19 protein-coding genes are annotated in these 21,039 nt (G+C 61.3%); all 19 read right to left on the bottom strand.

Annotated elements, in window-relative coordinates:
- Nucleotides 1-79: 79 nt before the first annotated feature.
- The 19 genes from BM167_RS16475 to BM167_RS16380 all read right to left on the bottom strand — a co-directional run bounded on the left by BM167_RS16475 (nucleotide 80) and on the right by BM167_RS16380 (nucleotide 21,034).
- Entirely contained in the window at nucleotides 80-964 is an 885-nt protein-coding gene (locus tag BM167_RS16475; RefSeq protein ID WP_092893846.1) for a biosurfactant protein 1, read from the bottom strand.
- Nucleotides 965-1,064: 100 nt separating this feature from the next.
- Entirely contained in the window at nucleotides 1,065-1,991 is a 927-nt protein-coding gene (locus BM167_RS16470; protein WP_092893845.1) for a transcription initiation factor IIB, read from the bottom strand.
- A 221-nt stretch (nucleotides 1,992-2,212) separates the two neighbouring features.
- Entirely contained in the window at nucleotides 2,213-3,076 is an 864-nt protein-coding gene (locus tag BM167_RS16465; protein WP_092893818.1) for a DNA-binding protein, read from the bottom strand.
- Nucleotides 3,077-3,743: 667 nt separating this feature from the next.
- The gene (locus tag BM167_RS16455; protein ID WP_092893817.1) at nucleotides 3,744-4,073 is read right to left on the bottom strand and encodes a DUF8158 family protein; all 330 of its coding nucleotides are present in this window, start codon (nucleotides 4,071-4,073) and stop codon (nucleotides 3,744-3,746) included.
- 31 nt (nucleotides 4,074-4,104) lie between these two features.
- Nucleotides 4,105-4,617 (bottom strand): PIN domain-containing protein, encoded by a 513-nt coding sequence (locus BM167_RS16450; protein ID WP_092893816.1) that lies wholly within the window; start codon nucleotides 4,615-4,617, stop codon nucleotides 4,105-4,107.
- Entirely contained in the window at nucleotides 4,618-4,920 is a 303-nt protein-coding gene (locus BM167_RS16445) for a hypothetical protein (RefSeq protein ID WP_092893815.1), read from the bottom strand. It lies immediately after the preceding gene.
- Between the two features lie 71 nt (nucleotides 4,921-4,991).
- Nucleotides 4,992-5,318 (bottom strand): DUF7558 family protein, encoded by a 327-nt coding sequence (locus BM167_RS16440; protein WP_092893814.1) that lies wholly within the window; start codon nucleotides 5,316-5,318, stop codon nucleotides 4,992-4,994.
- On the bottom strand, nucleotides 5,318-5,602 hold the full coding sequence (locus tag BM167_RS16435; protein ID WP_092893813.1) for a DUF8069 family protein: 285 nt from the start codon (nucleotides 5,600-5,602) through the stop codon (nucleotides 5,318-5,320). The genes BM167_RS16440 and BM167_RS16435 overlap by 1 nt, the downstream gene beginning before the upstream one ends.
- Before the next feature lie 231 nt (nucleotides 5,603-5,833).
- Entirely contained in the window at nucleotides 5,834-6,322 is a 489-nt protein-coding gene (locus tag BM167_RS16430) for a hypothetical protein (protein WP_143095535.1), read from the bottom strand.
- 128 nt (nucleotides 6,323-6,450) lie between these two features.
- Entirely contained in the window at nucleotides 6,451-6,885 is a 435-nt protein-coding gene (locus BM167_RS18985) for a toxin-antitoxin system TumE family protein (protein WP_092893812.1), read from the bottom strand.
- A gap of 8 nt (nucleotides 6,886-6,893) precedes the next feature.
- Complete coding sequence (locus BM167_RS16420; protein ID WP_092893811.1) at nucleotides 6,894-7,427, bottom strand: DUF7342 family protein; 534 nt, start codon at nucleotides 7,425-7,427, stop codon at nucleotides 6,894-6,896.
- Between the two features lie 211 nt (nucleotides 7,428-7,638).
- Nucleotides 7,639-8,901 carry a phage NrS-1 polymerase family protein gene (locus tag BM167_RS18635; RefSeq protein ID WP_177213399.1) on the bottom strand — a complete coding sequence of 421 codons (1,263 nt, stop codon included), beginning with the start codon at nucleotides 8,899-8,901 and terminating at the stop codon, nucleotides 7,639-7,641.
- A gap of 351 nt (nucleotides 8,902-9,252) precedes the next feature.
- The gene (locus BM167_RS16410; protein WP_092893810.1) at nucleotides 9,253-13,599 is read right to left on the bottom strand and encodes a primase-like DNA-binding domain-containing protein; all 4,347 of its coding nucleotides are present in this window, start codon (nucleotides 13,597-13,599) and stop codon (nucleotides 9,253-9,255) included.
- The gene (locus BM167_RS16405; protein ID WP_092893809.1) at nucleotides 13,565-15,772 is read right to left on the bottom strand and encodes a VirB4 family type IV secretion system protein; all 2,208 of its coding nucleotides are present in this window, start codon (nucleotides 15,770-15,772) and stop codon (nucleotides 13,565-13,567) included. Before BM167_RS16405 ends, BM167_RS16410 begins: the two co-directional genes overlap by 35 nt.
- On the bottom strand, nucleotides 15,765-16,886 hold the full coding sequence (locus BM167_RS16400; RefSeq protein WP_092893808.1) for a TraC-like domain-containing protein: 1,122 nt from the start codon (nucleotides 16,884-16,886) through the stop codon (nucleotides 15,765-15,767). The genes BM167_RS16405 and BM167_RS16400 overlap by 8 nt, the downstream gene beginning before the upstream one ends.
- 2 nt (nucleotides 16,887-16,888) lie before the next feature.
- A complete protein-coding gene (locus BM167_RS16395; RefSeq protein WP_092893807.1) occupies nucleotides 16,889-18,004 on the bottom strand; it encodes a TrbL/VirB6 family protein in 1,116 nt (371 codons plus the stop codon).
- Nucleotides 18,005-18,006: 2 nt separating this feature from the next.
- Nucleotides 18,007-18,843 carry a hypothetical protein gene (locus tag BM167_RS16390; RefSeq protein ID WP_092893806.1) on the bottom strand — a complete coding sequence of 279 codons (837 nt, stop codon included), beginning with the start codon at nucleotides 18,841-18,843 and terminating at the stop codon, nucleotides 18,007-18,009.
- Between the two features lie 3 nt (nucleotides 18,844-18,846).
- A complete protein-coding gene (locus BM167_RS16385) occupies nucleotides 18,847-20,583 on the bottom strand; it encodes a DUF8186 domain-containing protein (RefSeq protein ID WP_092893805.1) in 1,737 nt (578 codons plus the stop codon).
- Nucleotides 20,584-20,611: 28 nt separating this feature from the next.
- Nucleotides 20,612-21,034, bottom strand: a complete 423-nt coding sequence (locus tag BM167_RS16380) for a DUF7985 family protein (RefSeq protein ID WP_092893804.1) — start codon at nucleotides 21,032-21,034, stop codon at nucleotides 20,612-20,614.
- Nucleotides 21,035-21,039: the final 5 nt, after the last annotated feature.

The following is a 21,039-nucleotide window of genomic DNA, read 5'->3' as shown; positions in this document are numbered from 1 at the left end:
AGGGTGATCACGAACTGGCCTCTAGTTAACCAACAGAACGAATCGACATCAGGATCCGTTGGTTAACCTAACACGGTCTCTACTGACCGGCTTCGGGTTCGGGCCCATAGCGAGGTGTCCCACACCGCTGACACTCCCACATGGGCTGCCCGGTCCACTCGTCATCGGGTACAGCCTCGAATTCGCGGAATCGATGCTCAGTCTCCCGACCGCACTCCCGACACTCGAGGGACTCTTTGTTCGGGCGCTCGCGTCGTGGCGGTTCGGTATCGGTCTGGTCAACGGATTCCTGGAGCGCAATCGCTGGCACCAGCCAGACGTCATCGTCTGCGTCCGCACGTAAGCTTGCAAGACGATCTCCGGCGCGAACCCAACTTCCGGTTTCATCGTAGAGGAACGTCGCATGCTCGCTGTCGTGACGGGACTGCGTTGTCTCTGTCCACGCCGTCCGCTCACGAGCAGCCGCGAGCAACTGTTCGCCACACGACGATGAGATCCGTACTGCCGGGGGGAGCGAGGGCCACTGGTCGGCAAGCTGCGCTGCTGGTTCCTCGTTGAGGTCGTAGATCAGCTGGCAGTCGTCGATCGCTGGGTCAGCATCTGCTTTCTCAAGGAGAGAGGCCGCAGCTGATCCCTTCGCGACGGCGCCGTAGAACGTCGACGCCTCGACGAGCATCTGGACGACGTGGAGGAGTGACCTGCTGCCGTCCGATGTGTCCTGGTCGTCGGCGACATCGAGATGATTCGTGAGACAGAATCGGCACTTCGACTGGCTGGCGGGGATCGACGCCCCACAGGACTCACACTCGGTTGCAGCCGCTGTCGGGTCGTCTGGATAGCCTGCGTCGACGCTCCCAGATCGCTGTCGCCGGGGCTTGCCACCACTGGTGAGCTGGTTGTCGGGAACGTGGGTCGCTTCGCCGAGCGGTCGGAGGGCTTCGTAGTCGGCGTACTGGTCGGTCATAGAGTGGTCTGGCCGTATCATGCTTCGTCTTCAGGTTTAAACAATGGCTCTCACATCAATTAGACTACAGGCATACAACCGAAAACCAACAGCGTGGGCGTTACACAGCCAGTTCGTCCAGTGTGTCGCGGTGGGTCCGCACGGTGACCGGCGAGACGTTCGCAACTTCAGCGACGTCCGACTGGGTGAGCCACCGCCCCTGTTCGCGCCCGGCCTTGTACAGGCAGGCTGCGGCGAATCCGGACGGCCGAACTCCCGTGGTTGCCCCGGTTGATTCGGATGCTTCCGCCAGCTGCCGAGCCCGCTGCCGTATCTGATCGGAGACATCGAGTTCTGACGCCAACCGCGGAACGAACGTACTGGGCGTCACGGGCTGGGCTGGCAAGCCAAGTTCCGTATTCAGCGTCGTGTATGCGTTCGTCACCCGCGATTGCTCGACGCGCGATGAATCGGTGATGTCGTCGAGCGTTCGTGGTCGCCCGTTACACCGACACGCGCCGTAGACGCTCGCGGCGGCCATCGCCTCGATCGACCGACCCTGCAGGAGGTCCTCGTTCTGGGCGCTCCGGAAGAGCCGACACGCCTGGTCACGGATCGTCTCGGACAGATCGAGCGCGCTCACGATCCGGCGAACTTCACCGAGCCCGTGTGCGAGGTTGCGCTCGGCTTTCGACTGAAACCGTCCTCGCGTCTGTTCACGCCGTAGCCGGGAAAGCCGGCGTCGCTTCTGGCCGGAGAGTGCGTTCCCGTTCCCATCGGTCCCACGGCCGATTTCGGTCGATAGCCCCCGGTCGTGGCGGGCGGCGGTCAACGGAGCGCCAGTCCGTTCACGCTCGTCTTCGTCGAACGTTCGCCACTCTGGCCCGTGGTCGATCCGCTGCTCGTCGATGACAAGGCCACAGTCCTCGCAGACGGTTTCAATCGCATTGGTGGTGACCCGGCCGTCGCACTCGGGACACTGATTCGACTCCGCGTCGGTCTGGACGTCTTCGTCGAACGTCGTTTCGTAGATCTCTCTGGTTGCCATGATACTCACGAGGGGGATCACACAGCTCGCGCCTCTCGGAGCGCCCCTCACCCATCACGGGGCATATAAACACCCAGCAGCACGGCGATGACACGGTTTCGTGCTGTGGCGAAAGCCCGGCCGCGCAACGGCGCGCAGCGCCGTGAGCAGCCCGGACCGTGGAGGTGGTGGGAGGTGGCGGTGACCGCTACACACCAGCAAAAAAGGGCGCGTCGCCCCGGCTATTCCCACCAGCGGCCGCGCTCTGGGAATTCGATCCGACTCCAGCCCGTGATCGCGAGACTGCACCGACCTTGATACCAGTTCTTCTTGACAGCGCGGAATCTGACCGTCTGCCCTTCTCGAACTACCGTTTTCCCACTCTTCTCCCAGACCGTGAACTTCGTACGCCCGCTCTCGTCCTCGATCAGCCCGACTTGTTGGATGTTCGACGCCGAGGGAGTCCAGAGCTCGGTGATCTCACCTTCGACCGTCACCTCCCCAACCGGCACGTCCGGCACATCCGCGATGGGCACGATTGCACCCGGTACCGCCTTCAGTTCGTCCAGCGTCTCCAGCACCGCCTTGGTCACGTCCTCTCCGCGCTGCACCTTCTCGGCCAGCTGCTTCGCGACGACCGCTCTCGACCAGCCACCGTTCACCTCGTCGCTGATCCGCATCGCCTGCTTGTTCACCGCCGCGAGTTCCTCCTGCGTCAGCTTCTCTCGGGGATCCGTGCGCTCCACCGGTTCGGGCTCGTCCCGGCCACACTGCTCGACGACGACCTCCCGCGTCCGCTTCGCGCGTCCCTCCTGCTGACTGAGTTCCGCCTGGGCACTGATGTGCTCCAGCTCGGCTTCCCGGGCCTTGATGCGCTCTTCCTGTTCGAGGGTCTTCCCGTACAGGTGATCCGGGCCTTCCTCGACCCGCGCGTCCGGATGGTTGGAATCGACCTTCGCCTGCACTTCCATGTCGACCGTCGCCCGGAACTCCGGGGTCTCGTCGACGACCTCGAATCCGTCCTCGTCGACCTCGACGTCATCGTGTTTCTCGAAAGCCTGTTCATCGACCGAAACTACTTCACTGGAGACGTTCTTACTTGACATTGGAACTCACCGGTTCCTGAAGGCGCTCACGCGCCCGACACCGCGATGCTACAACATCGCGGATTTCCTCGACGACAACAACCGACAGACTCGTCTGCGCGCTCTCGCTCGCGCCTTCGCGAGCGCCCTCCTGGGCGCGAGCGAGAGCGCGCCCGAGGCGGACGACCATCCAGCACCGCGCGCCGACCCGCCCGGAGCGAGCGGCCAGCGGGATATGCCCGCTCGTGTCCGGCCCGATGTGCGGGTCCGTGTCCAGGGCGACTGTCGCCGAGAACGCGCGCCGCGGTGTGGCGCGCGACAGCGCAGGCGGCACCAAGCGCTGGAACGCGAAAGCCCGCAAGGGGCGCAACCGACGGGGATACCCGCTGGCGCCGAGGGCACATCCATTTTAGCCCGGAACGGGCGCGGGCGGTGCGGAGAGCGCCCGCATGCCCGGAATGGTCGGTCGCGAGCGACGCGGAGGGCGGAACGCGGCGAGCGGGGCGGGCCATAACGGACACACCTGTCTAGCCGGCCGCGACACTCGGCGATCCAGCTACCGTCCTGGCGGACTCAGAAAGGGCGAGGCCGTCTCGGTCGTCCCCCGACCCCGCAAGCACCACAGGCACGAGGAGCGCAGCGGTGGTCGCGGGATGCCGAGCGGCCGAGGGCTTTCAGAAACTGTATTTCAATCGTCGTGCTGCGCGTTCAATTCTGTAAGGAACTGGCCGGCTGCTGTCCCGATACGAACACCGTCGACGTTACGCATCTCGAGGTCATGCGTGGCAGTCCGAAAGGGGTGGTGGTCGACGAGAACGCGATGGATAACAGTTCGGACGGGGCCGGTCCCGTACCTATCGACAACAGTAGCCATCATCTCGTCGAGATGTGCATCCCGGTGCTCCGTCCGGGGATGCTGTGCGCGCTCGAGTACGAGTTCGACCACGTCATCAACTGATGCGTGCTCGGGATTCTTCGTTCGTTCACAAACGTCGTAGAGAGCGTCGTTATCGGGCATTTCTGTTCACTTCGAAGGATCCTCCACGGTGTCAGGGCTCCTTGAGCAATGAGCGAGCTCGCTGCACGTAACTGTTCGCGCCCCAGCTACGGGCGTCACTGATCGCATCGAGGAGCACCCGCGCATCGGCAGCTGATAGGTGTTCAGTTCGAACGAGAACCGAGAGTAGCGTCGGTGTCGTGACGAGTCGGGTATCAGCGAGTGAGGCGTGGATCAAGCCAAGTTGGTTGAACTCGTCACAGAGGAAGAGCGCAGCATCGAGATCGTTCGCGAGCGTGACCGCCGCGTTTTCACCGTCATCGAGGGGAAACTCGGCATCGAGTTCGACCGACTGTGTCGTGAATGACTCCGTTTGGTCGAGGACGGCGGACGCGGCGTGTCCATGGACGTCATCGTACGAGGCAATCTCTCGGAGTTCATCGATGACCGCCGTTGGGACGACGACCTCGTACCGGGAGAGACAGAGTGCGAGTGGATCGGGATCGTCGTCAGTAACGATGGCGAGACTCACGAGGGCGGAGGCGTCTGCGATAAGCCGCGACATCTAAGCGTCGGCGACCTCGTCGATGAAGTCCTCGTCCAACTGCTGTTTCAACACGCGGAGGTTTGCCGCCTCCTCGGCGCCGACGAGCGCTTTGAGTTGCTCGAAGGTGATCTCATCGTCGTAATAGGCGGCGGCGATCTCTTGGGTGAGTGCGTCGTCGTGAGCGGCGTCTTGGAGGTACTCCCGAAGTGCAGTCACGAGAACGTCGGTCCGGTCTTCCCCGAGGACTGCGGCCAGTGCGTCGGCCCGGTCGATGAGCCGATCGGGGGCCCGGAACTGCACGCGCTTCTTATCGGTGCTCATAATGTGTACATTGTGAGCCAACGCACTTAGCCGTTTTCGTGTGTACGATGTGAGCGTCACTCGGTCGAGCGTCACTCGGCCACGAGATGCTCCTCGAGATCACGCGTCCAGTACGTTGCGAGCCCCCCTGGACTACAGTGCTCGCACAGTTGCAACGGGCCTTCGAGGTGCCCCAGTTCCACACGGAACCGGGTGAGCGCTGCGAGCGTGTCAACGACGAGCCCACACCCGTCGCAGGCGTAGTGATCGTGCTCCTCGGGATCCGGCTGTTCTTGGACGGCACAGTCGACACAGATTGGGTGGGTGACCCGTTCGTCCTGCCCCCACGTATGCGCCTCGCCCATTTCTGACCCTGGCAGCGTCTCGCAGAACGCACACCCGGAAAGCGTCTGTTGCATCAGTTGTCCTCCGCGTCTCTGGCGGCTCTCCATCCGCGATGGAACACGGCGAGCTGGGTGATCGAGTCGAAGGCCTCGCCACTCGGCCCGTGAACGAGGACCCGCTGGTCGGGGACCGGCGTCACCACATCGTCTTCAATGAGATCACCCACGAGACGGCGGGCACTCCGCTCGTCGACGTCCGCCGTCGAGACCCGGGCCGCATCCCGGTCCTGGGCAACGAGTTCGGTTTCGAGTCGTTCGTAGTCGTCTGTCGTATCGTCGAGGATATCAGGTCCAGTCATGGAAGCTCTCACTGGACGCGCTTCGAGCGCGCCTCGCCCCTTTGCGGGCGCGAACGACGATCACGTGCGGCCAGCTCGCCCGGCCGTTTGCGCCCTGCTCTTCCCGGGCACGTACGCCGAACCCGTTCCTCTCCTGCTGCTGATGGGCTAGCTCTCCACCGTCGATGGCACACTGCGTATTTCGGCGGATTGCAAGAGTCGATAGCGGGGAGGCTCTCTTCTTTCGGACTGTTAGAGTGCGATCACGAGGCCGGTCACGAGTATTACGAGTCCGAGTGCCAGCCACGTCGTTCGCGCTGCGAGACGCCGCCAGCACCGCTGCCCCAGCTGGCGGAGTTGATCACGGAGGGCTGCCCGCCGTTCTGTTTCGAGGACCGCGACTTCGTCGTAGTAATCGCGGCGATCTGCGGGAAGCGTCCGGAGTGTCGTCTGGCACTCGCTGCAGGTGTATTCGAACTCTGCCCGGACGTGCTGGCGGCGGAACTCTTGCTCGCCGCCCTCGTCGTAGCCTGTGATCTCGTACACGAGGAGTTTTGAGACGAAGCGACGGTTCCCACACTCCGGACATTGGTCCATCCTGAGCGTTGGTGTTCCATCCTCGCTGCTCGTATCGTCTGGCCAGGATGTCTGTGGCTCTGTGTCCTCGGTCTCTCGGGGTGGGCTCGTGTGGTTTTCTGACGGCGATGCACTCGCTGTCTCGGAGTTACTGAAGGTAGACATGGATTCACCTGTGACTGCACTCAGCTGACTCCAGGCTGGACACCACGACGACTCTCGTGGTGATGCCCATCGGGCTGAGCGCCGTCACCCTTGGTCGGCGCGATAAACGCCACTGCGGGGGCAGTCGCTTATTCGCTCCACAGTACTGCGATCCGGTCTTCAATCTCGTCGAGGACGAGTCGCAGGACATCACGATGATCGGTCGGCCAGGAGTCATCGTCACCGGGCGTCGGGGCGGTGGGCGGGGGATGGAAGTGATCGCGCGTATTGTGGGGGTTCGGATGCCGATCCCATCGGCAGTCACAGGTGTGCTCCGAATGGACCTCTCGATAGTGGATTGTGAAGTCGTCGTTCGTGTACCAGCGGACAGTCAGGGTTGCGTCGTCGATGGACGCTGGGTAGTATGACGATGCAAAGACGACCTGAAGCTCGAGATGGCCGCTTGCATCCGTGATGGCCGCGTGGGAGACTTGTCCGGTGGCTTGGAGCCGTGTCTGAAGGAACTCGAGGATGGGACGATCGATGGGGGCAGGGCTCCCGCCATCGCCTGTCGGTGGCGCCATCAGGCGGGCTACCCGGACGCCTGTTCGCGCTCGCCACCCGTACGTTGCTGGCGGGCGCGTTCGTAGCGGTCACGCTCCTCGCGGGCGGTCGCCCAGTCGGCGAGGTCGCTGTACACGTCGTCGATGGTCCGCTCGTCGCTGGCTTCCGCGGCAGCGACGGCATCGATAGCAGCCGGTGACGCGGCGTCGTACGTGTCTTCGTACTCGGTGATGCGCGTCGTGAGTTCACGAACGCGCTCCTGCAGGTCCTCGACGGAATGGTCGGCTGCGAGCTGGTTGATGCGTCGCCACTCGAAATACGCGTCATTCCGTTCGTAGGTGGCTGGATGTCCGTCGTACCGGGTAACGATGCCGAGATCGTCGAACCAGCTCAAATACTTCCGGGCGGTCTTGGGGTCACAGTCGGCGCTGTCGGCGATCGCGCTCGCCGTCGTCGGCTCGCGGGTCTGTAGGATGGTACCGTAGATGCGTTGTTCGACGTCGTCGCTGGCGAACGCATCCTCGAAGGGGGGCGGCCCATCGGCGGCGTCTGACTCGGACATACGTGGGCTTGTAGACCAGAGGATATAGTTCTTACTTCGAGGAATAGTTTCCTGAACCACAATATCCTGCGGTAGCCCCCATTTCACGGCGAGACTCAGCGTAGTTAACCAACAAGCAGCGTGATATAGCGAGCCTGTTGGTTAATCTTCTCAGCTCACGGAATTAGAAGGCTCGAGGGAGGACTTCTCGGATGAAGGTGACGCGGCGCTACTACTCGGACTGGCCACCGAAGAATCGACTCAACATAGAGGGTGATTCTGAATCGTCATCGGTCTCTCTCGCAGTACCGGAGTCTTCCTCGTGAGACTGTGCAGTCTCCCGGTCACGGGTTGCGAGTTCGTCGGTGAGCCGCTCGACCTTTGCTTCAAGAGCCTCGATCCGCTCCGTCTTCTGTTCGAGTGTTGCCTCGAGTTCGTCGACGCGCTCGCTCAACAGTCGGTTTTTCTCCGCCAGATACGCACGACTCCGGTCTGCGTCGTCAGGAGTACCGCCAGCAGTGACCCCGCCAGGTGCGTCGTGGGAATCTGCGGCGTCGTCGCCGGCGTCCGGGTCGTAGAACTCGGAAGTAGTCGCAATCGCTCGCTCGATGGTTTTCTCCCCGTACGTCGACCCATCAGCGTAGTGGACCTCGTCCCACTTCTCCCGAAGCAATCCTGACTGGCGGAACAGGTGATCCATCTGCGTCTGGTCGCCGCCAGTCCAGAACGCCAGCAAACAACACAGCGCCATGTCGGCCTCGGACTGACTGTCGTAGCCGACCGTATTCCCGTTCCAGAGCCGCTCGAACTTCTCGCCGTTCGATGCGTTTCGCGCTTTCTCGAGGAGGTCCCCGTCTTCGAGGTCGACGTCAACGGCGGCTGCACCGGTCGTCGGTGACTCGTCGTCAGCGCCCTCATACTGCTTGGACTCGGGGGCCGTGTCACGCTCGGTGTCCTGAACGTACTCACGGTGAATCGCTGTGAGCGCGTCCTGCCGGCGTGCAACGCGAGTGGGTGTCCGGCCGACGTGGTCGCCAGTAACGGTGAAAAAACGTGCCGTGTCGTACAGTTCGACGCTCCCGCGCCGGTTCCGCCCGTCGGGGAGTGTGCCGGTGATCAGGACGTGATAGCCGGTGCCGGACGGCGATACCTCCGTATAGGAGTCGAGTCGTGCGATGATGTCCTGTGCGTCGTCGTCGACGTCGCCGGTTTCAGGATCACGGCAGTCGTCCAGGTCGATGCCGACGATGGGATCGTCGTCGGTAAACACGAACCCGACACCATCGGCGTGCTCCGTCTCGGTGTAGTCGAGTGCTGCCTCGAAACTCGCCCAGGTCTCCGACGCTGTTGCTGACGCGAACCCCCCAGCCCCCGGCGTCACCGGAATCTTCGTCGGTTTACCGTCTCGGTTCTCTTCCCGCCAGCACACCCACTGGTCGCGTTCGCGTAACGACTCCGGAACCGCCTCCGGCTCGCCGATCATAGGCTCACTCATCCTCACGTAGCACCTCGCATGGCTCTCACTGGCTCTGAGCCAGCACAGAACTCACTCTGCTGTACGTCGCGATCCAATCCCTTGGTCCCAACGGGGACCCCCCGTTCTATCCTAGTTGGTTGTTGGGTGGAACACTCACTATGGCTGGTTGCAAACCGCTGGACGTGAGCGTGTTCCACCCATTCCGCCAAGTTCGTTGGTGTTCCACCCATTGAGGATTTGGGTGGAACATGCCGCAGTCGGGTGATTTCCGACCTTCGAGTTTGATTGGATGAGGTCATGATTCAGCTTGGGTGGAACAGGTCTCAAGAAGTCCCGATGATATCGGGAATTGGACCGTGTACGTCCATTTCATGGCTGAAAGTCCTCTTCAGACCGGATGCGGACACCAGTGTAATGCGGGACGGGTTCCCCGTCGATTCGCTTCTTCGTGGAGTCTACCTCGATGTGGGTGTTGAGCTTCCGTGTGAACCAGCTCTTATTCAGCGGATCGTCGATTCCATATGCTTCTGCCCAGTCGTTGTAGAGATCGAATACATCATCTTTCGGCACGGCTCCATCCGCATCTTCGGCAAGATATTCGTCGACGAACGATTCGAACGACGGTGGCGATTGGTCTTCCTGCTTCTCTTCGACCGGCTCATCTGCCTGGTCGGTCTGACTGGGTGGTTCGTCAGCGGCCGCTGATTCGGGCGATACCGGACGGAGCGACCCGTCAGTGATTGCCGAGAGTGGCCGCTTCTCGCCGTCTTCATACACGACCGATTCCGCCTCATCGTGAAGGATAAGGATGCCGTACGTCGAACGTGTGTAGTCTGGTACGGGGAGTTCGGCTTCGGGGACAAATGGCTTCTTGATACGCACCCAGTCGTCCTCGAACTTCGATTTCGTCTCGTAGATGTGTTGCTCACCGTGCTCGTATACCACGTACTCGTCGGCAGCGTGGTCGTAGCTGTAGATGGCTGGAACACGGTCCTTCGAGAGTTTTTCAAGCGACGGGAGGCGGATGTGTTCCGTCCCGCTGGCATCACGAAGGACGATCTCGTCGCCATCACGCTGCCAGATGTTCTGGGTCCCGTTCTCGTCGTCGGTCGCCGGCCGCACGGCCGTCACTCCACCTTCTTCGGTCGCTCCACCGTTGAACGTGAGATTCGAGTCAGTCGTGTAGAACCGTGTCTCACCATTCTGGAGGGTACGGACGGGTGGTGTGAGAATGCCGTCGACACGCTCGGCCCACTCAGTTTCGTCGTTTCCTGGGCGAACGACAAACAGCGGGATATCCCCTGCTTCTTGGGCTTTCCGGAGATTCGTGAGCACCTTTGCGGGATTCTCGGGTGTCGTCGTTTCGACTTCGATGGCGAATCGGTCGGCAACGTCGGGGTGGCTCGCCCTCGCGTCAGGTTTCTCGCTGCCATCCTGTGCGAGGATCGAGACAGTGAAGCCGAGTGCGGTGAGCTCTTCTTCGATCTGGAGGAGTGCTGCGTCGTGGACACTCCCACCAGCGGCCTGCACGCTACCAGTATCGGGTGTCGAGATATCCTCTCCGGCTTCAGTGAGCCGGATGCGGAGCTCGTCGGCGTCGATATCGACGGTCGTATCGAGGTATCGTGATCGTTCTCGAATGTCCGCGAGTGCATCATACGATGGCGGCTCGGCGTCGACGTCGTCGAAGAGCCGCCTGAGTTCGTCGTCAACTGCTTCAACGGCCACCCAGCCGTTCTCCTCGCGGCACTCCTCTCGAAGCTGCAGACTCCGAACCACCTTCGCAATCGCGACGTCCAGGTCATCGCTCCCGATATCGAGCACCCCGTGTCCGTCGATCGGTGTTCTCGTTGTTGAGGCGTCTGTTGCGGCCGGCACGCCGTGTTCGTCATTGATGTCCTCGTGCATCGAGGAGAGTGTCTCAGTGAACTGCTCCTCTTCACGCTCTGTGAGCGGGGATTCGCTCTCGGGGTGGCCCGGTGGAATCGGGAGTGGTTCGAGACTGAACGGATACGGCCCCGTTTCACCGAACGTCGGGCTTGGCAGGCTGGCGATCCACTCCCCTCGTGGCAACGAACGAATCCGATTGGCGAAATCCGCGGGATCCATCTCTTCGTGGGCCATCGCTCGCGCCAGTTCCCGGTCGACGTTGATTTTCCCGATGAGTGAACTGCCGATGTTGTTCAGAGCATTCAGGTAGATCTTCCGCCCACCTTCAGCCTCCATCTGTTCGGGGAACTGCATCGACAGGCCAACAGAGAGCCGGAATCCCCGGCCTTTCTCGAGGAGATCATTCATGATGTCGGAGACCACGACCGACGCTGCCTCGTCGACGAGCAAGTTCACGACGTAGTCGTCCGAGTGCTGGGAGAGGGCCTGTTTGCGGTCCTTGAGAGCTGCATCGAGATTGGTCAGGATCACACCGGTCATGATCCGGGCAGCGTCGTCGCGGAGGTCTCCGAGGTCGAAGAGGATGACCGTATCCTCGTCGAGGACATCCCGAAAGTCGAACTGGTTCTCGGTATTGTTGAAGATCTGCCGTAGGTGTGTATCCTGTGAAATGTACGCAAGGCGGTTTCCGACACCACCCATCACGTTCGCGAAGGTGTTTGGATCTAACTGGAGCTGCCGTCGAATCGTCCGCGTGACTTCCTCGTCGCTCGACCGTGGGGCGTCGCCGATGTTCTCGTTCGGTGGCCCGGCCTCCCAGAGCTGGTCGACGACGTGTTCGAGCTGTCGGTGGGCGAAGTAGTCCGTCGACGCTCGGTACAGCCCGTTTTCACGCCCGTATTCCTCGTCGAACAGTGCCTTGATGAGCGTCTTGATGAGAGTCGGGGCCACAGTCGCCCGCTCGTAGCGGTCGGTTCCCATCACGAGCTTCAAAATCTCTTCGTAGTGGTCGGCCTTCCGTTGGACGGCGTCTTCGCGGCGCCGTCCGCTCTCCATCGGCGGTTCGAGATCGAAAAACGAGAACCCGGGGAGCACGTCCGGGATTGGGAAGTGGACGACGTTCTCTTCGAGGTCGGTCATTCCGAACCGACGCGCGTGAGCCCGCATATAATTCTGGGCCATATCGTCGTTCTTCGGGATGATGAGGATCGTCGGACCCTCGGTGTTGTCGTACAGCGACAGCATATCGTTGATGAGGGCTTTCGATTTCCCAGAGCCGGTTGTTCCGAACCGGCCGTAATGTGTGGGCAACAGTCCGGGTGGAATGTGTGTCGGCACGTCTTCGGCCTCGCCGGTGTCGTCGAGGGCATACCCGATTGCCATCCCGTCTCGGAACTCACCCATAAGGTCCTGGTGCGGACGGGGCAACGGATTCCGACTCTGCTGTTCCGCACGCGTCCCACGTGCCCCCTCGACAGTAAGCTGCTCCGAGGAGGGGACGAGTACGAAGTGCGCGAGTTCTCGACCACTCAGGACGAACTCCGGTCGGGTCGTCCCACGACCGGTCGTGATCTCACGATCCAAGAGCCGCTGCAGCGCCGCTCGTGCGTTCCGTTCTTTTGTGGCTGCCCGCAAGCCGCTGTCACGTATTCGTTCGGCTGCAACCTGGTAGTACGGCCCGTCAAGCGGGTCGAATACCGGGACCAGTGATTGCATTCGCTCACCGAGATCATCGCGACCGTCACCACCGGATGGAATCCCGATTGCTCGGATGTTCGCGGTGAACGAGCGCTTCGGATTTTTCGCCTCGATTGCTGCGACACGTTTTGCAACCGCGTCGCTCAGCTGGTTTCTGTCCCGGCTCTCCGACTGATCGTCGAGTTCGAAGAGAGAGCCAATAATCTCCTGTGCGAGTGTATCTCGTCCATCGATGACGTCCTCCTTGCGAAGGTCGGCATCGGACTGCCAGCTCTCGCGTCGCTGGAAGACGACTTGGAACGCTACTGGTGCTGTCGCCTCCATTAGGTGGTCGACGAGCGACGCGAGCGCACCTCCTGGCTGATCGACGGCTGGGAGTTCCGCTTCGTCGTCTGCAGTAAATGGCGAGAGTGAGGTCATCCAGTCTTGCTTCCGAGTTGCCGACCCTTGCCACCGCACGCCGAGTGGGGAGACGGATTCGGTCGCTGGCCGCGCGAGTATCGTCCCCTCCGATGTTACCGTTGGTTTGGCAAGCGTCGTGAGTGGCTCATCCTCGGGAATCGCATCTGGTGGGGCGAGTTCGAGGGCAGTATCGCCGATCTCGATGATGTGGTCGGCAGACTGGTCACCGACCGTTCCTCCATCCGCGACTGATTCGGCGTCCCCTGGCCCCGATTGTTTGTTGTCGTCAGTGCCACGTTCGTATTGCTCGTCAGGGTCGAATTCGTACTGGAGGTCGCCCGCCCCATAGTGCTCGACGAATGTCTCGCGGTCGAATTCGACAGGCTGTACGAGTCGGGATGCGATGTCGACCTCGGTACGCTCGATGTCGAACGTCTCGGGATAGACCGACCGGAGCCGCTTCTCAAGGGTATCCAGATGGTCGTCGGCACCGTAGTAGAATTCGACGGGGTCATCTTTCCCCTCGCTCAGTGCGAGGAATTCGAAGCGTAGCGGTGTGTCGCTATGTAGCGGATTGAGTTTGTCAGCTAGCCCTGTCGAGTCCGTTGAGGTCAGTTTGTGGAGGCTCTCCAGTGCCTGCGGCAGACGCTCCGGATTGAGCCGTTCGGAGGTTGGCGTCACGCGAAGGTACTCACGCATCGTCGTCACCTCCCGTTTCACCGCCATCAGTCTCTGTTGGCGTCCGCTCAGGTGTGTGTTGTCCGTTGTCGGTCGCTCGGCTTTCAATATCGTCTTGGAACGCCTGCACCTCCGCGTCCACGGCGTTCTCACCAGTCCCGGGGAGTGAGTCTCGCCGTTGCTCGGTTGGCTCGAAGTCGATGACTTGCTTCTCTTTGGGCATCGCTTTGACCTGGATGCCGCGCCACTCGCCGTCGACGCCGACGAGCGCCTCGGAGAAGCCGGCGTCCTCGTTGCCGGGCACGGCGTCCTGGACGAACCGCATCTGTGCGTAGTTCAGACCGAACTCGTCGGCCCACTCCTTGTCCATCCCGTCGAGACGGTGGAACTGCTTGACGGCACACTGGTCCAGAATCGCCTCGGATTCGGCGTGCTCGAAGAACTCGTCGACGGTCTGCGTGACCAGTCGGATCGAGAGGTCGTGGTGACGGTGGTGGCGAAACACCGTCTCGAGGAACGCTAGGCTCGCGGCGTCCTGCATGATGTAGCGGGCCTCGTCGATGTAGAACACGACCTCCTTCTCCGAGACCTTCGCTCGCTCGTAGACCAGCGAGATGAGCAGCTGCATGGTCAGCGCCGTACTGCTGTCGACGCTTCCCTCCTGCTGGGCGAGGTCGAGATAGATGACCTTCTCGTCCCGGATGTCGAAGTCGGATTCCTGGCCGAGGTTGGCGTGGCGACCGTCGTCCTCGAAGGGGCGGAGCTGGTCGAGGAGCCACGTCGCATCCTCCTTGATCTTCCCTGCCTCTTCGTCGGACCGGACGACGAACTCCTCGGGGTCGTCGACCATATCCTCGAACACGTCCATCATATTACGAATGGTCGGACTCGGATTGTCGTGCGTCGAGATGTCGTCAGTGATGCCCTGACGCTTGTAGGCACGTTTGAGGGCGAGTTCGAGCGTCGTCCGCCGGTCTCCCAGTGAGATGCCGCGGAGCGCGAAGAAGTTCGTGAGGAAGCTCATCGCGTCGTCGAGCTTCTCGTTGAACGGGCTCGCGTCCTCGCCCATCGCCCGCTGGACGTGTTCGGGCGTCTCGCGGATCTCCAAGGGGTTCAGCCCGAGCGTCCCGCCGACGGTGATTCGCTTGGCATCGAGTGCCTCTGAGACCCCCGCCCAGTTGTTCAACGGCTCGAGGATGATGCCGATACGGTCCTTGCTCTGCTCGATCGAACGGATGAAGTTCTGCTTCGAGCTGAACGACTTCCCCGAGCCCGTGTCGCCCACGGTGAACATCGCGTAGCCGTTGTCCCGCGCGAACGGGTCGATAACCACGGGACTCTGGTTGTCCTTGTGAATCCCGAACTCCACCCCGCCTTCCTCGAGAATCGTCGCGTTGTGCGGCGAGGACAGCAGCGCGCCGACGGCGCCGCCGAGCGCAATCGACGTCCGCCCGAACTCGTTGTCGCCGATGGGCGCGGCGGACTGGAGGGCGAGATCCTGGCGACAGATCGCCGTCTTCGGCGTGAGGTTCGCCGGGTCGTCGCGGAGCGCGCTCTTGACCGTCTGGACGGCATCTCTGAGCTCGTCTTTCTCGTCGGCTCGCACCGTGATGAACATCCCCTGGTCGAAGACGTTCGCGCCGTTCTCGACGGCCTTGTACGTCGCTGCGGCCTCGTTGGCGCGCTCTTGGAGATAGGCGCTCCGGATACTCTGTTCGAGGTCAGCATCGACCTGGAGGTCGTCAGCGATGTCCTGTAGTTCGTTCCGGGCTCGCTCCTGATTTTTCGGCGTGATGTGGGCCGTCAGATCGAACTGGACGTCGGTCATCTCGAAGAGGTCACTCAGATATCCGTCGTTGGGATAGTCGGCATAATTAGCGATGTACAGTGTCGTTGTCCACTGTTCGCCGACCCGTGCCGCTCGCGTCTCCCACTCGACAGCTCCGGGCGCGGTGACGGTCTTGTGCGACTCGGAGATGTCGTCGAGGAGCTTGCGTTCGGCCTCGCCTTCTTCGAGTGTCTCCTCATCGAGGACATCGGTGAAGTTTACCTCTGGTTCATCATCCGCAGTGAAGCGGTCCCAGAGGTACTTACTGCCGACGCCAAGGCCGAGACCCACTGCAAGGGCAAGTACTGCACTCTCTGCTGGCGTCAGATTCTGGAGCCACCCGGCGACGGAGCCAAGCGCGCCACCACCAGTCTGGAGGATCACGTTACGCATCGTGTGGGTCCTCCCGGCGCGAGTGGCCGATGATCGATTGGTCGCGAACGACACGTTCTGCCTCGTCGTAGTCGTGTTCGCGGCCGTTCCAAAAGTCCATATTCAGAACGAACAGCTCGACCGTGCTGAGTCGACGTGCGGACCACCCCGACGCCTGCTGGATGAACTCGGATCGCACGTCGTTGACGCGACTGTCGAGCTTCTCGAACATCTGCGCACGACGTTCGACGTCGGTGAGGTCCTCGCGGCGGGTGACGAACGGGTTGAACAGGAAGCCGATGACCGGGAACTGGGTCAGCTTCTCTGCGGGGGTGCCCTCGTCGCGGAAGCGGTCGTAGACCTCTATCGGGCTGACTTCAACGCCGATGTAGTACCGGACCTGCTGAATACCCCGGTCACGCATTTCCTTCGGCCGTGTCTCCCGGTACTCTTCGAGGAGTTCCCGGAAAATCGGGTTCTCCGTGACGTCTTCGTCCGTGAGTCGATCCTCGATGGTCTCGGTGATCTGCTCGACCGGGAAGGAACGGGTTGTGGCGTGGAGTTTGAGCTTCGAGTCCAGCTCTTTGTTAGCGAACTCTTCGCCGGCGTCCTGCAGCTGCGCCCAGTCGTCGGACATCGCGAAATCCATGTTGGCCGGATCGATCTCGATGAACGCCTCCATCGCGCCGTCTTCACGCTGGATCGCGCCAGCGCCCGGCCACGCCCGCTTGATGTTTGTGAGGTCCTGCGTTCGCTCGTCCGGCTTGAACGGCGTGTAGTTCGCGAGTCCGCCTTCGTTCCGCTCTGACTCGTTGGTACTCGTGTCGGCGTCGGCGGGCGCACTGAACGTGACCTGAGGGCGTTTGAGGTACCGATAGACGTCTTTCGTCCACGTCCAGGCATTCAGGTGGGTTGGTGAGACGTAGATGACGGCGACGCCAAAGCCAAGCCCGCCAGCGACGAACGGGAGGGCAAGCGACTCGATCCCGGTGAGGCCAGCGATAAACAGCCCAATAATGGGGAAGGCGATGAGCATGCCGACGTCCCCTTCCTCGATATTGAGATACGGGATGCGACTCTCCTCGCCGAACTGATCCATGATGCGCCGTGCGGCCGCGTCTTGATCTGCTGACATTGTTAGTGGATTCCTCGATCAAACTCCATCCCACGGTCGTCACTCGCCGATTCCGCTGTCGCTCCACCAGGGTCATTCTCTGTTCGACGGTACGATGGCGTCCCGCCATCGTCTCCTCCATGCCCACCGCGGGCAGCCGCTTTTTGGGCGACGGCGTGGCCAGCGGCGGCTTTCGGCCCCCACCGAGCGGCGGTCGTCGCGACGCCGGCGCCACCGACGTAGGCTCCAGCGGCGACACCACCAACGAGTGCTGCGCCTTTCGTTGCACCGCCGACGACTTTGGCCGTCAGCGGAGTCGCGTATTTGAACGTCTTCCACGTGATGTAGAGGGCGACCAGCGGGAGGGACGCAGCGACGAGATATTTGAGGAACGCTGTTCCTGGCGTGAGCGTCCCACCGCCGTAGATCAAGTCGTACCCCTTGAGGACCATCGCTGCCGGGAGCGGGAGGACAGCCAACGGGACAAACCGTTTGCAAAACCCCATCGCGATATCGGATACGACCGGAATATTTCCGTAGGCCAGTGCAAATGCAATCGGCATTCCGTACAGGTAGACATACAGCAGAATCATCCGGATGTAGAACAGCGCCTCCAACGCCCACATCGAGATTCCACCAATCACGGCGAACAATAATCCCAGCCCTGGGTTTGTGATAGATACTTCCAAGAATCCAATCATCGCCTCCGTAACCGAGGAAAGCTCCGGCATCAGGGCGATAGTGAATCCGTCAACGAGGTAGAGCGCGAGAGTCCCAATCCAGTACCACGTAATGATTAGAAAAGCACCGACCCAGGCCGTTTTCTTCGTTTTTCGGGCTTCGTAGGTACTTCCAATATTGAAGATCCGAACCGTATGACGGCCCTGAACGCTCATCACAAGGAGCAAGAGGGCAACTAGCATGATTTCGCCGCCGATGAGAGCATCGTGAATCGCTGGCCAGGGTGCATTGGTCGGTTCACCGAAGACAAAAGCTCCGTTCGTCTCTGGAGTGGGTGTCCCGAACATTCCCTCAGTCAGAGTTTCATACCCTGATCTGAGACCGTCCATGAACAGCCCAATAAACCACTCAACGACGCCCTTGATACCCTCAAGGACGACATCAATGAGATCGACCATCGTTATACCTCAGTGATCGTGACCTCACAATCAGTCATATCGTCGGAACCAGTGTATTGGACGTTGTAGGTGCTTGAGACCTGATTTCCACCGACCCGGGTCTCAACGATAACAGTAAACTGGCCACTATTCCCGTCTGGGGAACATCCCATCCCGTCCTCAGTTTCTGTGCCGAACGGAAACGAACTACTGAACAGGTCGGCCGTCTCGCCAGGGGAGACTACTACCCGGTCGGTTTCGTGCATTCCACTGCCTCTGGGGTTCTCAATTGGATTGGGAACGTCCCCGGAGAAGATTAGTTCAGTTATCGCTTCCGGACCGCTTCCTGTGTTCTCTACCGTAACGAATGCCTCGCCATTCTTGATCCGGTCTGTCTCGCTCTCACCATAGACTTCGTCCCACGGCTTATCTGGATTATTCCGATAGAGTCCGACATCCTGTATCTGGATCTCTGGACGCAGTTCAGTCGTGGTCTCGACTACTGTCTCCTCACCCTTCAACGCGAGTACGCGATACTCACCGGGCGCATACGCGGTGCCGATCTCGAACGAGACCTGCTGAGCACCTGCGGCTACGTCACGCTTCCCGAATAGCTCGCCGTTCGGTTGGATAAGATTGACTTGGTCGATGTCGGCCTCTCCGGAGAGTTCGACGACGAGTGTGGTTCCCTCGACAGCGATACGCGTGAGTGGGCCTTTGCCATCTGGAGAGGTCGTTCCGTCACCAGGCGTCCCAGAACCGCCATTGTCGTTCAGACAGCCAGCGACGCTCATGAGGGCAGCACCTGCGACAGTTCGGAGGGCGGTTCGCCGACTGATGTGTGGGTGGTTTCTAGTCATGGACTATGGGTTCCGTTGGAAGATGTCTTCTGGACCGAGCATTCGGAGGAGCCGCTTGCCAGCGTAGAACATCACAAGAAACGGGATGAGCTGCCAGCCGACCTCGAAAATGAATGCGAACCAACCGTCGATGGTGCCGAGCGGATGCCACCGAGCAGTTGCCGTCGCACTCACATACGCGGGGTCGTGCCCGAGCCACGAACCCGGATGGTACCGAGCCGTGTAGATGCCCGGCTCGTCGATCGTCACGATCGCCACCCCGGAGGCGTTGGTCTCGACGCGTTGCTCCGCGACGGTGATGTACCCGTTGCGAGTGTTCCCACCGATTGGATATCGTCGGTCGGGATCGCTGAGCACGATTGGTGCGCCGGTCTCGTTATCCCGGAGTTCGATGCGGAGTGTGGCCTGACTTTCGTTCTGCTGGAGCACCTCAACAGTCAAATTACTGCGCCGGAGCTGCCGCTCAGAGCCAGCGTCAGGTGCCACAATCGAGGCGTTCACACCCCGTACGATCCCCGCTACCTGGAGCGCGTTGCGGTCGACGGTCTCCGCGCGAACCGCAACACCGTACGTTGTCGTGTACGACTGGTTGACGATGTCGATGTTGATGTTCTCACCGAGCGTTCCGTCCGGAGACGGTCGGTCAGTGCCCCAGGTGTCGATGATCTCTGGGCCATCGCGAACTGGTTCAGCACGCGGGCCGATTCGCGACGGATACGCGTGGACGTACACAGGAATCGCGTCAGACTCGACGGTGGCGCTGTCAGTCCGGTTCGACCTGACGAGTGTATCCCAGTTGGTGTTCCGAGCGGTGTAGAACCGCCAGACGCCACGCACTCGTGCGCTTCCATTCTCCGTCAGCGTGTACCCCTGCCACGGTCTGGACTGGAAGATAGCCACACCGGCGTCACCATTGGGATACTCGGCGTAGTAGGGGTACGCCGAGAGGTCGTAGATCTCGACGGCGATCGAGTCCGAGACGTTGAGCGACTCGGTACGATACGTGACCTCGACATCGGTCTCGTCGCCTCGGTCGATTCGCGTGGTCTTCTTCAACCGGACGCTGATCTCGGCTTCGAGCGTGAGGTTTGCACTCCAGTCATCCTCGATTTGGTAGTCGAGGGCCGGCGTGTGCGAGCCATCACGTTCGACGATGGTTTCGCCGTCCTTCTGCAATCGAACCTCCTCGACCTCGTTGTTCGCGAGCGACCACTCGATCGTCGTGTTCCCTGAAGAACTTCCGTTCGGGACGCGAACACGATAGTCAACGAACCCACGCATCGTGCCGTTCGGTGCAATATAGAGCGGGGTTTCACCCGACTCCAAGTGACCTCGCGTCGACGGCTGCACTGCGAACACTGTGGCGTGAGCGTCCTCGATGAATACCCCATTTTCGAGCGGCGCGTGGCGCGGATGCACGGACGTATCCGACCCACCGGGTTCGAGATCAGCGAAATCGTTTCGCGTCCACGTTGCAGCTGTCGCCGGCGGGCGCGTGAACGTGATGTCCGTCCCGTTTGCGAGTTGGTGCATCGCGGTCCGGCTCTCGCCGTAGCGCTGCTGGTACTCCTCCTGGCTGATGTAGTTGTCCGCGTCGCGAGACCACAGCGTCGCTGATTCATTCTCAGTGAGCCCATTCCCCTCCGTGCCTGGCCGTGGCGGGCTCGCAGTAACGAGACCCGTGACTAAACTCGTCACGAACAGGGCGGCCATTAGCACGGAGAGCTCTCGTTGTGTCATGGGGGCTCGCGACGGGGGTGGTAGTCGCCTACCAGGGGGCGAGGTCGACGCACTGCGCCAGCGGGAGGTTCATCATCGACCCAGCGACGGTGTAGAGTGGTCCGAGGGCGACGAGGACGACCGCGGATTTCATCGCCGACCGTTTGTGCCGCTTGAGGCCCTTCTTCTGCTCGGGCGTGATCGTGAACATCTCGATAAGGGAGTCAGCCTGCCACACGACTGCGAGGCCGACAATGCCCAGCGCCGTGGTAAGCTGGAAGAAGCCCTCGATCATGCTGGGGAGGTTGTCCGCACTACAGACGGCATTCGTCTGTGCGGCGGCGGGTTCCACAGCGAACAGGCTCAGGACGACGACGATGAACACAGCTTGCCTGGGAAGCCTACTCGATGCCGTCGGATGGCTTTCAGCGCGATTCGAAGCCGTCTCGGAGGGCGTATTGTCCTGTGACATAGCGG

The sequence above is a fragment of the Halopelagius inordinatus genome (assembly GCF_900113245.1).
In the GTDB taxonomy this organism is placed as follows: domain Archaea; phylum Halobacteriota; class Halobacteria; order Halobacteriales; family Haloferacaceae; genus Halopelagius; species Halopelagius inordinatus.
This window is presented reverse-complemented; position numbering and strand designations above follow the sequence as displayed.

Bases quoted from the DNA above. Each gene is read 5' to 3' on its own strand.
- BM167_RS16400 (WP_092893808.1), bottom strand. From the start codon at position 16,886: ATGTCAGCAGATCAAGACGCGGCCGCACGGCGCATCATGGATCAGTTC.
- BM167_RS16465 (WP_092893818.1), bottom strand. From the start codon at position 3,076: ATGTCAAGTAAGAACGTCTCCAGTGAAGTAGTTTCGGTCGATGAACAG.
- BM167_RS16380 (WP_092893804.1), bottom strand. From the start codon at position 21,034: ATGTCACAGGACAATACGCCCTCCGAGACGGCTTCGAATCGCGCTGAA.
- BM167_RS16440 (WP_092893814.1), bottom strand. From the start codon at position 5,318: ATGCAACAGACGCTTTCCGGGTGTGCGTTCTGCGAGACGCTGCCAGGG.
- BM167_RS16410 (WP_092893810.1), bottom strand. From the start codon at position 13,599: ATGGCGGTGAAACGGGAGGTGACGACGATGCGTGAGTACCTTCGCGTG.
- BM167_RS16385 (WP_092893805.1), bottom strand. From the start codon at position 20,583: ATGACACAACGAGAGCTCTCCGTGCTAATGGCCGCCCTGTTCGTGACG.
- BM167_RS16475 (WP_092893846.1), bottom strand. From the start codon at position 964: ATGACCGACCAGTACGCCGACTACGAAGCCCTCCGACCGCTCGGCGAA.
- BM167_RS16455 (WP_092893817.1), bottom strand. From the start codon at position 4,073: ATGCCCGATAACGACGCTCTCTACGACGTTTGTGAACGAACGAAGAAT.
- BM167_RS16405 (WP_092893809.1), bottom strand. From the start codon at position 15,772: ATGCGTAACGTGATCCTCCAGACTGGTGGTGGCGCGCTTGGCTCCGTC.
- BM167_RS16390 (WP_092893806.1), bottom strand. From the start codon at position 18,843: ATGACTAGAAACCACCCACACATCAGTCGGCGAACCGCCCTCCGAACT.
- BM167_RS16470 (WP_092893845.1), bottom strand. From the start codon at position 1,991: ATGGCAACCAGAGAGATCTACGAAACGACGTTCGACGAAGACGTCCAG.
- BM167_RS16445 (WP_092893815.1), bottom strand. From the start codon at position 4,920: ATGAGCACCGATAAGAAGCGCGTGCAGTTCCGGGCCCCCGATCGGCTC.
- BM167_RS18985 (WP_092893812.1), bottom strand. From the start codon at position 6,885: ATGGCGCCACCGACAGGCGATGGCGGGAGCCCTGCCCCCATCGATCGT.
- BM167_RS16395 (WP_092893807.1), bottom strand. From the start codon at position 18,004: ATGGTCGATCTCATTGATGTCGTCCTTGAGGGTATCAAGGGCGTCGTT.
- BM167_RS16450 (WP_092893816.1), bottom strand. From the start codon at position 4,617: ATGTCGCGGCTTATCGCAGACGCCTCCGCCCTCGTGAGTCTCGCCATC.
- BM167_RS16430 (WP_143095535.1), bottom strand. From the start codon at position 6,322: ATGTCTACCTTCAGTAACTCCGAGACAGCGAGTGCATCGCCGTCAGAA.
- BM167_RS16420 (WP_092893811.1), bottom strand. From the start codon at position 7,427: ATGTCCGAGTCAGACGCCGCCGATGGGCCGCCCCCCTTCGAGGATGCG.
- BM167_RS18635 (WP_177213399.1), bottom strand. From the start codon at position 8,901: ATGAGTGAGCCTATGATCGGCGAGCCGGAGGCGGTTCCGGAGTCGTTA.
- BM167_RS16435 (WP_092893813.1), bottom strand. From the start codon at position 5,602: ATGACTGGACCTGATATCCTCGACGATACGACAGACGACTACGAACGA.